Here is a 13,338-nt window from a genome sequence, read left to right on the forward strand (position 1 = left end):
AGTTTTGTAGCCCAATGCTACCATAGCATTTAAATGCAGTGCAATGTAACAATAATATTAATATGCACAAAATAATTAATTAACAAGTGCTTATATAATAAAATAATTTAGTATTGTAGGATTACTTGTTGTATACACTTTATATATTTGTGGGGATTGATAATGTTGAAAGCTATAATTGAGTTATCCATTTAATAATAAACATATTATTAAAAAACAATTTTAGTTGTTGCTCTTTATTTATTTACGAAATTTGAATCTTATCTTTTAATGTGTAATTTTGTTCTTATAAATACAGTTTATGATTATATATAATACTACTTATCAGGTTGATATAAATGATGCCCGTAATTTTGTGATTTGGATAAATGAATCATATATACCGGCAGTAATTGAGGATGGAAGACTTAAGAACCCTAGACTTTGTCAGGTGTTAAGTCATAAGGAGGAAGAGAGCGAGTGTTTCACTTTGCAGTGGGAGGTTGAGAGTTCAGCTGAATTACATAAGTGGCACACAACAATTGGTATGAAACTTAATGAGGATATGATGAAGGTCTTCAAGAATAAAGTTGTAGGTTTCCCGACATTGATGGAGGTTATAAGGTGATAAAACCCGTTAAGGAGAAGATTATTCTTGGGATTGATCCAGGTACTACCATTATGGGGTATGGTCTGCTCGAGATTACCGGTGTCAAGCCTAGGGTGATTACTATGGGGGTTCTTGACCTAAGAAAATATAAAGACCAATATCTTAAGTTGGGAAGGATACTCGAAGGTGTAACTAGAATAATCGATGCCTATCACCCCGATGAGATGGCTATTGAGGCACCATTCTTTGGAAAAAACGTACAGTCTATGCTTAAGTTAGGCAGAGCTCAGGGAGTTGCTATTTCTGCTGCCATACATCGTCAGATACCAATAACAGAATATGCTCCTTTGAAGATTAAGATGGCTATAACCGGCAACGGCAAGGCCAGCAAGGAGCAGGTTGCTGACATGTTGAAAAGAATGCTAAAGATCCCGGAGGAGGAGATTCTCCCATTTATGGATGCAACAGATGGTTTGGCTGCTGCTTATTGTCATTATCTTCAGATGGGACGTCCTACTACTGATAAGAGTTATTCTAATTGGAAAGACTTCGTCAAAAAGAATCCCGGCAAGATTTCGAAATAAACTATCAGAATTTATATCCCAGGTTTATATACATGCTAACCTCATCTGCATGATTGGCATAGTTTAATGATGCCTCTAGTGGGCCGAACATACTATCTATACCATAGCATATTCCACATCCGAACATAGTCTTTGAATTAAATAATTCTTTAATCTTATGACCACTGAATGCATAGTTTGTTGTAAATGATAGATAATGTATACTACCCATTCTCTGTCTGAACTTCAGCGATCCGATAAGTAGAGAGTTATCCATTATCTCAACATTGTTTATACCTATAAAAGGAAGTTGTTGCTGTAGATATTTCTCGGAGATATCTCCACCCATTACGTTCATCTTCGAATATGGTATATCTGCTCCGAATACAAATCTTCCTCCAACGAAAGGCATTATTGAGAAACGACTTGATACTGGGATAACACTCTCGAAAGTACCATCGACAGATGAGAAGGGAGTTTTATCATTATATTGTACGAAGTTATCTGTATATAGATGGAATGATCCCTTAGTAGATATACCCTTTGATGGGAAATATGCTTTATCGAAGGAATCGTAATGCAAATTTACAAAGTAGTCATAGAAGTGCTCGGTCTTTATATCGAACATCTCAATTCCCTCTGTGAACAGTGCCTTGCTGTAGTCATATAGTTCATAACGCAAACCGCCTGTGAACTTTATATTCTTCATCCATAAATCGGTAAAAGTAGCCTCTACACTATGATATCTGAATGTAGAGTTGTGTGTCTTAATACCATTATTGTAGAAATTAATATCATTATAATTGAATGAATACGAGAAGTTGTAAAGCTTCAGAGGAGCAGTTTCCACACCATAATTAATCTTTGCCTGAGCCATCTTACCTAAGCGTGCTGTCACAGATAATGACGTTGGAAAGATAGTGTTGAAGTTGTTTGTGTAGTTTATCAGTATACTTGCTATATCTTCCGAATCGAATCTGAATCCAACGTTAACCATTCTTTCGTGACGTTTGGTAAGATTGAATACCAGATTATAACCCCCTTCCTGTGATTGAGGAAGAGTGAATGTAGCACTTGCATATCCCATGTTGGCACAAAGCATTGTTGCCGCTTGCTCAATGACTCTGACATCTATCTCTGAGTTCTCTTCCAGGTTGCACTCTTTGAGCAACCATTTCTTCTCTCTGATGTGGTAACCGTCGAATATGACTTTCCTTACAAATACCTTTCTGTCATTTGAGTATGGATATTCATTTGGTGGAGTAGGTATGAATGTGCTGTCAAGGCCTAAAGTTCTCTTCAGTTCAAATAGCGCTTCAAGCTGTTTATCTCCTGCTTCTCTACCTCTCCTTATCAATGTATCAATAGCCTCAGGAGTAAAGCTGGCAGCAGAATATCCTTTAACATCGACTTTGATGACTACATCGCTCTGCTTAAGGTTTTTCTTGTACATCTCTTCCCCCATAAGGTTTATCAGCTGCCCAAGTATGCTTGGAGCGGTACCGAGTTCGGATGCCGGTTTTAGGTTGCTCTGTACATCAATACCTATTATGTAGTCAGCTCCCATAGCTTTTGCCACGTTCACCGGATAGTTATTTATTACACCGCCATCCACCAATACCATGCTGTCCATTCTAACAGGAGTGAACACGCCCGGAATTGCCATACTTGCTCTCATTGCTTGTGAAAGAACACCGCTGTGAAAGTTTACCTCTTTGCCATTTACAATATTATCAGATACGCATGCAAAAGGTACAGGCAGTTTGTTGAAGTCTAGAGAATCGTGATACCCAATAGTTAGTTCGCTGAACAGGTTGTCCAGGTTCTGTCCCTTGATAAGACCACCTCCTTGAGGTAGTTTCATCTTCATAGCAAAAGGTACGGATATGATATATTTCTCTGCAGTTTCTCTATCCTGAATATTCTGGTTTACACGTGGAATCCTATCGCTTAACAGCATCGACCAGTTCTGTATTCTTACCATGCTATCCAGCTGTTCCGGAGAGTAGCCTATTGATGAAAGTCCACCAATTATTGCTCCCATACTTGTGCCTACATAGTAGTCAATAGGTATTCCGACTTTCTTTATAACCTCAAGAGCCCCTATGTGTGCCATACCTTTAGCTCCACCACCGCTTAGTACAACAGCAACGGTTGGTCTTTTTTTAGCCTTCTTTGCATAGCATGGGTTTGTGGATATAGAAAAAATCACTAAAGCTAAAAATATCACTAATAGGTTTCTCTTTTGCATAATATTCAATTCACTCTATTTTGGGAACAAATAAACAATAAATAAAGTTCTTAATTCATAAATATAAAAATAATCTGTAAAATTGAACTAACTAAAAGATTTTTAGAATAACAATATATTGTTGGCAATCTATATCAAATATATCATTATCTATTCTTCTTTAAAACTAATGTATGGTCAATAACATTAGGCAACTCTTCCTGGTAATGTGTTACTATGATGAGTGTCTTATTCTTTCTTTTACAGAACGTCTCGATGATATCCTTTACCATACGTCTGTTTTGCATGTCAAGTCCATGAAGAGGTTCATCGAGTATAAGAAGCTCAGGGTCTTTAACAAAAGCCCTTGCAAGTAGTACAAGTCTCTGTTCTCCACTCGAGAGCTTCATAAAATTAATATCTTTCAGCTGCTTTATCCCGAAAATATCCATCCACCATTCACATATTTCAACCTGATCAGGTCTTGGTCTTTTGTAGAGTCCTACAGAGTCGTGCAATCCACTTGCCACAATCTCAATGGATGGTATATTCTTTAGGTATGCTCTATGCATCTCCGGGCTTACATATCCTATATGTTTCTTAATGTCCCAAATGCTCTCTCCGGTTCCCCTTTTGTTGCCGAATAGTGATATGTCGCATGCGTAGCTTTGAGGATTGTCAGCACAGATCAGACTGAGAAGTGTTGATTTCCCTGCGCCATTCTCACCCATAAGAGCCCATCTCTCTCCACAGTTCACCTGCAAGTTCAACTCTTTTAGAATTGTCCTATCACCGTACTTTATAGATACCTTGTTCAGATTTACTATCTCTTCGCTATGATACTCATCGTTGGTATATGGCAAATTTATTATAGCCTCCTCTTTCTCTTTGCTCAGGATATGATTGTCAACAGCCTTTTTTCCTGATAGGTACTTTTGCAGCTCCTCTTTTTCACCGCATAATCTATCTTTTACTTCAACTACATGAGTTATGAACTCAGGTATTTCGTCAGTTTTTGATAGCACAAGTATAATCTGAAGTGATGTCATCTCTATAAGTTTACCCATAAGGTCATGCAGCAGTTTACGGGTAGGAGAATCGAGCCCAATGAAAGGGTTATCCATAATCAGCACCCTTGGATTGGTTAATATTGTTTTTGTCAGTTGGAACTTTCTCATTTCACCGCTTGAGAGTAGTATGATATGTTTATCAAGCATCTGCTCAATACCGAAGAGACTGTAAAGAGTATCTTTTATCTCGTTATCCTCGGTTTGTGGAAGCAGTTCTTTAACAAGCGGAGTGCTGTCATTGTCCTGCGAGTTCCATCTCTGTTGGTAGTAGTAATTGCCGTCAGCATCACCGTATGAATCTCTGAAGGTGATATATTTTAAATTGTCATAAGCCATATTCGATGTAGATGGATAGAAATCATATTCCACCTCGTTCATCAGCATCGGATATCGTCCTGTTATTGTATCTACAAGAAGTGATTTGCCGGCTCCGTTATTTCCTACAATGGCTATATTCTCATTATCACAAAGAGTAAAATTTATTGGTTCTTTCATCCTATAGAGAGGATGTCTTGTTATTCCGTTTTCAATATTAATAATATTTCTCATCAGTAATACCTTTTTGTCAACTTTTTGCAAAGATATTAAACATCTTCATTTTGGCCTCCATATTATTACAAAATGAAAATAATATTGTACATTTGTAATATACTCGTAAGAAAATCTTAAGAAACAGATATGAGGCGTAAATATTTTTCTCCTCCAGTTCTATTGATGTTGTTCATCACATTAAGCACTTTTTTTTCTTGTAATAGAGATTCACAAGTAAAAGAGAGAGCTATGGTTGATTCACTGAACAACTACTCATATCGCATGCATTACAAGAATCTAAACCTCTCTCTGAAGGCAGCATCTGATGCCTACAAGTTGTCTACCAACTATCCTTCCGGAAGAGCAGAGGCTTTGAATAATCTTGGCTTCGTAAACTTTATGAGGATGGATTTTGAAAAGTCGGAACAGTTTCTGAAACAGGTATACAACGAGAGCAATAATGAGATAGAGAACTTGATTGCTGATATAAATCTGATGAAGATATATCAGCGTACAGCTTTGAATAAAGACTTTTATGACTACCGAAACAGTGCATTGCGACGTTTTAAAAGAATAGATGATGATATAAAAACCATTACCTCTCAACATGATATTGACCGACTGAACTATGCTCGTTCGGAGTTTTATATTACCTCATCAATATATTACTATTACCTTCAGCAGGATGAATTGTCTGTTGAGTCAATAAATGAGATTAAGGTTGACTATACCCTTGCATCAGATACTGCTCAATATCTTTATTACTACTACATGATAGGTTCAGGAGGACTTTATCAGGCGAGCAGTTATGATGATATAGTTATTGGAGAGTTCAATTATCTTATCGACTGTCTCAAGTTAAGTAAGGATAATGGGTATATCTATTTTGAAGCTAACTCATCGCAGGCTATTGCTGAGCTGTTGAAAGACAAGAAGAATTATAATATCATAATGAGAAGAGACCCAGGTCTAATCAGAATGATTAACAGAGATAGTCTTTCATGGCAGGATCTAACTTTGCAGTTTGCTAATCAGGCATTGAAGATGTTCAAAAAGTATGGTGACTGGTATCAGATATCAGGTACATATCGTACCCTTGCTTCATATTACAATGAGTTAGGTGAGTATGATAAAGGACTGGAAAATCTATCTGTTGCTTTGGATTATGTAAATATGCATCATCAGAAGTATTATGGTCTTAAAGATAGTACAGACCATTTGAGCACGTTCATTCCTATGGATACTATAACCACAGAGCTGGAATGGATAAACAAACAAGGTATAAAGACTGTCCCCGAGTGGATTGCCCGTCTTCGTGAACAGCTAAGTGTTACTTATGCTGCAATAGGAATGAAGCCGGAATCAGACTATAACAGAAACATATATCTCGATATACTTGATTATACCCGCCAGGATAAAGAACTTGAGAGCAGGTATAAGCTTTTGGAATATGAGTCTGAACTATTGACAGGTATGCTTATAATTGTCGTATTAGGCATAATATTTATAATAATACTTCTATATCTAATAAGTAGAAGATGGAAGAAGAAAAATGCCATATACATTGATAAATTAAAGAAGACAATTGATGTTTGCCGTAAGATAACTGCTTCTGTTCCATCAGATATTTCGGACTATGAAGGTATTTTATCTTGTATAAATAGTTCTGTAGGAGATGAGATTAAGGAGATTATTGGCTGCGATTATTTCCGACTTCTTATTAAAGATGAGGAGAAAGATGTACCTGTTTCAGATATCTCTCTGTCATATCCTATTATCGACTCTGATTCTAATGAGGCAATAGGAGAGGTTTATATAGCAAGTAAGAAGAAGATAAATAAGGAGGACAAGAGTCTTATCAATATTGTCTTGCCATATATCTTTTGGACTATAGACAATGGTTCTACATTTATCTCTTTAGGTGATGAAAGGATGAGGCTCGAAAAGGAAAAATATGTATATCAGCAACATATCATTGAGAATAAGAGACAGAATATTGTAAAGAAGGCTTCACTGTTTGTTGTAACAGGCATCACACCATTTATTGACAGAATTATAAACGAGAGCGGTAAGCTGTTGCAGCCATCTGTTTATGATAATAGTTCGGTAAGGAGAGAGAAACTACAATATATAGATGAACTTATAACTAAGATAAACGACTACAATGATATCATTGCCGCCTGGATTAAAATGCGTCAGGGGACTCTTTCACTGAATATCGAGAACTTCGAACTAAGTTCACTCTTTGATGTGGTAGAGAAGGGTAGACGTACTTTCGAGTTGAGGAAACAGACTCTTGAGGTAACACAGAATGATTTTGTTGTAAAAGCAGATAAGGCTCTTACCCTCTTCATGATAAATACTTTAGCCGAAAATGCCAGGAAATATACTCCTGCAAATGGCAAGATATCTCTTTATGCCACACAAACAGAAGATTATGTTGAAATCTCTGTAGAAGATAATGGGCCTGGCATATCTAAAGAGGATGTATCTCAGATACTTGATGAGAAGATTTACGACTCCAGCAATATTGGAATGAGCACAAGTGCTGACAAGGAGGGGTTGAAACAGAATAAAGGATCAGGCTTCGGACTGATGAACTGTAAAGGTATTATCGAAAAGTATAAGAAGACAAACGAAATATTTCGTGTATGCAAGTTTGATATTGATAGCACTCTTGGAAAAGGAAGCCGATTCTATTTCCGTTTGCCTAAGGGAATTCTGAAGAAGTTTACGATGATACTTCTGCTTGTCTCATTCTGTTATGGATGTGGAGTGAAGCGTCCTGATAAAATATCAAACAGAAAGGTCATTGAGGCAAAATCGGAGAAATATGACAGCCTTCTATATATTGCAAATCAGTATGCATATAAAGTATACAACAGCAACGTAAATAGATATTATAGTGATGCAGTACTTTATGCTGATAGTGCACTTTATTATCTAAACGAGCATTATAGTAGATATGGTTCACCAAAAGGTCCATTCATGAGAATCACGGGACAGGGCGTTCCTTCTGAACTTAAATGGCTCGAAAAAGGTTTTGATACAGACTATTATGCTGTACTCGATTTAAGAAATGAGATTGCTGTAGCTTTCCTGGCCCTTGGCGAGATAGATAATTATAACTACAACAATAACGCATATACATCTCTATATCGTCAGATTAGTAAGGATTCATCATTGGAGCAATATTGCAACAGGATGCAGATATCATCGAATAATAAGATTGTTGCCATGATACTTTGCGTAGTTTTGCTATTTATCCTCATAATAGGATATTACGTTCTCTATTCAAGGCATATGCTGATGTATAGGTATAATCTGGAACAGATTCTTGAGATAAATAAGAAACTCTTTACCTCATCTTTCCTGAGGATGCGTAATCCTGATGAAGTAACAACAAAGATTATCGATGACATCTTTGATGAGATGAATGAACTTATACCAATCTCACTTCTTGGTTTGGCTGTATATAATGAAGAGGAGAAGAAACTTGTATTCTCGCAGAATGTGCAATCATCCGATGATATGGAACTCTTGTCTATGATGAAGAAGTCATTCGATGAAGAGGTTAAGATGGAAGATGAAGGATACAAATGTATGCCTCTTCTTATTGAGGTCCTCGACAAGAAGCTATGTGTAGGAGTTTTGGCCATAAAGGGATCTTTATCTGTTAGCAAGGAAGATGAGAATCTGATGCTTGAAATTGTAGCCGGATATGTAGCCATTGTTGTTTATAATGCCGTAGTGATAGTCGAGAAGAAACATAGAGATATTGAGAATGCTCAGGATGATTTCAGAAGAGCTAAGCATGAAGAGAATCTTCTTCACGTGCAAAACATGGTCCTTGACAATTGCCTTTCGACAATTAAGCATGAGACAATTTATTATCCGAACAAGATAAAACAGATTGTTCTCAAGAGCTCTTCGGAAGATGATAATGAGGGCCAACTGGAACAGATAAAGACAATAAATGAGCTTATTGTATATTACAAAGATGTCTTTACTATACTTACAGGATGTGCCTTGAGGCAGTTGGCTGATGTGACATTCAAGAGGAGCGAGATAGAATCCTCAATGCTCGAAAATCATGCATTGAAGTATTTCAAGTATGTAACAAAGAAATTATCTTGCAATATAGATCTTTCTGTAGATTCACAGGATATATCTATCTTAGGTGATGAGATCCAGCTGAAGTTTATGCTAGAGAATCTAATAAGTAATGCCCTTTATCTTAAGAGAGATGGAAAGTTGAAACTATCAATCTACAGAGAAGGTGATTTTGCCAGATTTGATTTCACTGATGATCGTGAAGAGAAGAGTCAGGATGAACTTAACCAACTCTTCTATCCCGACAGTTTGGGGTTGAGAATAGATGAGAGCGGAATTATGGCCGGAACTGAGTTGTTGATTTGTAAGCAGATAATTCGTGACCACGATCAGTATACAGGTAGGAGAGGATGCAGAATAAATGCATCTGTTGCAGAGAATGGTGGATATACAATATGGTTTACAGTGCCATTGAAAGGTAATAGATAATAATAAAACAGATACATATGGATGAGAAGAGTTTTAAAGTAATAATTGTAGAAGATGTAAAGCTTGAACTTAAGGGTACTGAGGAGATATTCAGAAATGAGATACCTAATGCTGAGATTATCGGTACTGCAATGACTGAAGATGAATTCTGGACATTACTTCAAGGGAATAAGCCGGACATGGTTTTACTCGATCTTGGTCTTGGTGGTTCTACAACCATCGGTGTTGAGATTTGTGCAAAACTCCGTAAAGAACATCCTGAGATAAAGGTACTCATCTTCACCGGTGAGATATTGAATGAGAAGTTATGGGTTGATGTTCTTGATGCAGGAGCCGATGGTATTATCCTAAAAACAGGTGAACTACTTACAAGCACAGATGTGAAGTCACTTATTGACGGGAAGAAACTTGTATTCAACTATCCTATACTCGAGAAGATAGTAGACAGATTCAAACGATCTGTTCTTCAGGATCAGAAAAGACAAGAGGCAATAATTAATTATGATATAGATGAGTATGATGAGAGACTGTTGCGTCATCTTGCCCTTGGATATACTAAAGAGATGATAACAAATCTCAAGGGAATGCCTTTCGGTGTAAAATCTATAGAGAAACGTCAGAATGAGCTCGTTAATCGTCTCTTTACCTCTGATGAGAGGATTGGAGTAAATGCTTGTCGTCTAGTAACACGAGCTTTTGAGCTGAGAATAATTGATATAGATAATCTTGAAGCAGATGAAGAGTAGACACTTTCCACATCTTGCCACTATATTCTTCTTGGGCACGATAGCAGTAGCACTTCTGTCGTGGATAGGGAGAGTATATGGTGCTGGTTCTGTCCAGAGTCTTCTGAACTCGGATGGAATAAGATGGGAACTTAAGAATGCTGTATCTAACTATATGCAACAGCCTGCATTGGGTATCATAATGATACTTTTCATTGGGCTGGGGCTAACTATATATTCCGGTTTCTTTGAAGCAATAAAGAAGAGTGTTTTACGTCAGAGTTTAACAAGAAAAGAGAAACGCTCTCTCTTTCTCTCCCTGATAACTTTGCTTATATATATCATTACAATAGCATTAATAACATTCTCACCATTTGCTATACTTAAGAGTGTTACAGGTACTTTGGTTAATTCTCCATTTGAGATGGGTCTTTTTTACATTATCTCTTTCGGTTTTGGACTGACTGGTTTAGTATATGGATACATTTCCGGTAAATACAGAAGTGACAGAGACATAATAAAAGGAATGACTTTTTTGTACAGAAGGTGTTCTGATTATTTCATTATTCTCTTTTTTGTTGTACAGTTCTTTGCATCACTTATTTACTCCAATATGCTCCAATCCATGGGGGTTTCAGAAGAGTTGCTTTATTTCGTATTTGATGTCTTTTGCTATTTACCTCTAGTACAAATCATTAAAGTGGAGCCTGAAAAAAAAGCTTCAAAAAAGTAATATATTCCTTTGCAAATATCAAAAAATATCCTACCTTTGCAACCGCAAACAAGGATGGTTCCGTAGCTCAGCTGGATAGAGCAACGCCCTTCTAAGGCGTGGGTCAAGCGTTCGAATCGCTTCGGAATCACTGAAGAAAACTGTAAGTAGCTTAAAATAAAGTACTTGCGGTTTTTCTTTTTTATTAATGCACAACAATTGCACAACATAATTTTTCATAGTCGAATTTTCGACAGTGAGATTCTTAAAAAAGGCTATCTATTAATTTAGGTAGCCTCCTCCCCCAAAAGAAACACCTGCCCAATAGTGAAAATGTTTTATTTACTTCCCCTCTTGTATCTTCAGGGCTTGCTTTATTATCTATTCATCTTCCGTTCTCGCTAACTCGTTTATCATATTAACGAGATTCCAAGCTTATTTAATATCTCATCCTTATCATCACCATCTAAGAATGATAGTTCTCTGAAAGCATCGCATATTTGAGCCTTGATACTTAATATCTCTTCCGTACGAAACCGCTCGATCATTTCGGCTGCGTGTTCTGTTACTTCTATTCTTCTCATAATACTTTAAATGCGTTATCGTTTGTATGGTTGTCTATGACTTCGCCAAGTACCTTTGTTATCTCGTTATCTAAAAGCCAGTAAGGCTCATCAAGATTATTATATAGCTTCCCGTACATAGTCTCCATTATTTCCCGAACATAGGCTACTGCACAAGATAGAGCCTTGCATAGGAGTATTCTCTTTGTCTCTTCACTTACTTGTATGTCTGATATATTGTCGGTATACTTTTTAATCGTTGCCTCTTGGCTCTTAAAATCCACTTCTTTCATATTACATTTCCTTATAATCTGTTAGTACTGATTTTATGTCTATTACATCATTCATGATTATTATCAGCTCTTCATTCAACTCTTCAAGCTTCTCATAAAATTTTTCAGTCCTTACATCACAGCTCTCAGGCTCAAAACTTAAACATACATTGCTGACTGTCTGATATACGTCTGAAAGCATAGCCTTACACTTTAGAATAGCTTTTGTTTCATCACTTACTTTAATACTCTCTGCTGCCTTTTGGCATTCTGTTGAAATTAATTCTTTTTCCATAATAATAAATTATTTGTTTTGTTTTGTGGTGCAAACATAACTTAAAGGTTTGTATTATGCAAGCATAAACATAACTTTTAACTATTGTTTAACATTTAAACCAAAATATATTAGTTATGTTTGTAGCATAATAATTTAAAATATAGGTTATGGAATTAAGAGTAAAAGAAGTATGTAAAGAGAAAAACATACTATTTAAAAATCTTGCTGAAAAATTGGGTATTTCTGATATTGCGTTAAGAAAACAGGTACAAGGCAATCCAACTATTGAGACACTTGAAAAGATTGCATCCGCTTTGGGCGTATCTGTAACGGAATTGTTCGAGGAGCAAAAGGATAATCTCAATATTACTTGCCCTCATTGTGGCAAACCTATAAATATCAAGGTAGAATAATAGAAAATAACTCATCCATAATATTGTTTTAGTTAATAGTAGTTACTACTTTAGAATATTATTAACTAAATTTATATAATATGAAAAGGATTTTCTTTTTATTCTCTCTGATTTTAACATTAGTTTTATTTACAAGTTGTCAAGATGAGTATAAATCTGCTTTTGAAAGCGTATGTAAAAACGTAGTAATTGGTACTCAAGATGGAGGTACTTCATACACCGCATCTATTGAGGATACTTATAATCAACAACAATATGTAAATAAAATAAAAGATAAATTCGATAAGATTTCTAATGTTGTAGGTGAAAATGAAGGAGAATTACCAGCATCTGACGGCAAGGGATTGGGCGAGTTTTATAGTTGGGAAAGTCCTACCGTACGTATCATCCTTGTTTCTGAAAAGAGATTAGGTGAAGATGGAGAGATTAAAGCAGTTGTAGTTAAAAAATAAACAGAATCCCCATTCCTTAATTGGTTTGGGGAATTTTTGTGTCTAGCAAATGCTACGTTTTGCTACAACTATTATAGTCTGACTAAGTTGGAAATCTTACTTTGATTAAATTAGCAATTGTGAGAAAATCTCACATATCAGAGAGTCAATTAGTTAGATATAGATTTACCAAACTTAGAAATTTAAGTTTGGCTGATTTAGTGGTAGTTAGACGTTGCGGAAATTCTCGTTTTGGCAAAGTGAAGAAAATCCTCTCGGCTGATTTAGTGAAAGTTACAATAATATCTGGTATTGCTAAGGTGAAAAATATCCTCTAGCTATGCTAAATTACATACCGGCTTATCGCGTTGGGCTTATTTGCCTTAGAGCAACAGGAACATAAAAAGAGCCGCCCATATA

General features: G+C 36.2%; 11 protein-coding genes and 1 tRNA gene. 8 read left to right on the plus strand and 4 right to left on the minus strand.

The features are described from left to right. The first annotated feature begins 301 nt into the window (after nucleotides 1-301). On the plus strand, nucleotides 302-607 hold the full coding sequence (locus tag JCM15092_RS03135; protein ID WP_024993383.1) for a DUF4286 family protein: 306 nt from the start codon (nucleotides 302-304) through the stop codon (nucleotides 605-607). Beyond that, nucleotides 604-1,173 carry a crossover junction endodeoxyribonuclease RuvC gene (ruvC, locus tag JCM15092_RS03140; RefSeq protein ID WP_024993384.1) on the plus strand — a complete coding sequence of 190 codons (570 nt, stop codon included), beginning with the start codon at nucleotides 604-606 and terminating at the stop codon, nucleotides 1,171-1,173. Before JCM15092_RS03135 ends, ruvC begins: the two co-directional genes overlap by 4 nt. A 4-nt stretch (nucleotides 1,174-1,177) precedes the next feature. Here the strand turns inward: ruvC and JCM15092_RS03145 are convergent, their stop codons facing one another. Together JCM15092_RS03145 and JCM15092_RS03150 are read right to left on the minus strand one after the other, a co-directional pair. Then, nucleotides 1,178-3,403, minus strand: coding sequence for a patatin-like phospholipase family protein (locus JCM15092_RS03145; RefSeq protein WP_024993385.1), 2,226 nt, complete (start codon nucleotides 3,401-3,403; stop codon nucleotides 1,178-1,180). 146 nt (nucleotides 3,404-3,549) lie between these two features. Next, nucleotides 3,550-5,001, minus strand: coding sequence for an ATP-binding cassette domain-containing protein (locus JCM15092_RS03150; protein WP_024993386.1), 1,452 nt, complete (start codon nucleotides 4,999-5,001; stop codon nucleotides 3,550-3,552). A 129-nt stretch (nucleotides 5,002-5,130) separates the two neighbouring features. On the opposite strand from JCM15092_RS03150, the gene JCM15092_RS03155 reads away from it, so the two are divergent. From JCM15092_RS03155 to JCM15092_RS03170, 4 genes are all read left to right on the plus strand, one after another. After that, entirely contained in the window at nucleotides 5,131-9,525 is a 4,395-nt protein-coding gene (locus JCM15092_RS03155; protein ID WP_024993387.1) for a DUF5112 domain-containing protein, read from the plus strand. A gap of 17 nt (nucleotides 9,526-9,542) precedes the next feature. Next, complete coding sequence (locus JCM15092_RS03160) at nucleotides 9,543-10,271, plus strand: DUF5932 domain-containing protein (RefSeq protein WP_024993388.1); 729 nt, start codon at nucleotides 9,543-9,545, stop codon at nucleotides 10,269-10,271. After that, entirely contained in the window at nucleotides 10,261-10,983 is a 723-nt protein-coding gene (locus tag JCM15092_RS03165; RefSeq protein WP_024993389.1) for an AbgT family transporter, read from the plus strand. Before JCM15092_RS03160 ends, JCM15092_RS03165 begins: the two co-directional genes overlap by 11 nt. Before the next feature lie 56 nt (nucleotides 10,984-11,039). Beyond that, nucleotides 11,040-11,113: transfer RNA gene (locus JCM15092_RS03170), tRNA-Arg, on the plus strand. A 429-nt stretch (nucleotides 11,114-11,542) separates the two neighbouring features. On the opposite strand, the gene JCM15092_RS03180 is transcribed toward JCM15092_RS03170, so the two are convergent. Together JCM15092_RS03180 and JCM15092_RS03185 are read right to left on the minus strand one after the other, a co-directional pair. After that, nucleotides 11,543-11,818, minus strand: a complete 276-nt coding sequence (locus tag JCM15092_RS03180; protein ID WP_024993390.1) for a hypothetical protein — start codon at nucleotides 11,816-11,818, stop codon at nucleotides 11,543-11,545. 1 nt (nucleotide 11,819) lies between these two features. After that, nucleotides 11,820-12,092, minus strand: a complete 273-nt coding sequence (locus JCM15092_RS03185) for a hypothetical protein (protein WP_024993391.1) — start codon at nucleotides 12,090-12,092, stop codon at nucleotides 11,820-11,822. A gap of 149 nt (nucleotides 12,093-12,241) precedes the next feature. On the opposite strand from JCM15092_RS03185, the gene JCM15092_RS03190 reads away from it, so the two are divergent. Both JCM15092_RS03190 and JCM15092_RS03195 read left to right on the plus strand, forming a co-directional pair. Further along, nucleotides 12,242-12,487, plus strand: coding sequence for a helix-turn-helix domain-containing protein (locus JCM15092_RS03190; protein ID WP_024993392.1), 246 nt, complete (start codon nucleotides 12,242-12,244; stop codon nucleotides 12,485-12,487). Nucleotides 12,488-12,567: 80 nt separating this feature from the next. After that, a complete protein-coding gene (locus JCM15092_RS03195; protein ID WP_024993393.1) occupies nucleotides 12,568-12,939 on the plus strand; it encodes a hypothetical protein in 372 nt (123 codons plus the stop codon). Nucleotides 12,940-13,338 lie beyond the last annotated feature (399 nt).

Origin of the sequence: Phocaeicola paurosaccharolyticus JCM 15092 (assembly GCF_000613805.1) — a bacterium.
GTDB lineage: Bacteria > Bacteroidota > Bacteroidia > Bacteroidales > Bacteroidaceae > Phocaeicola > Phocaeicola paurosaccharolyticus.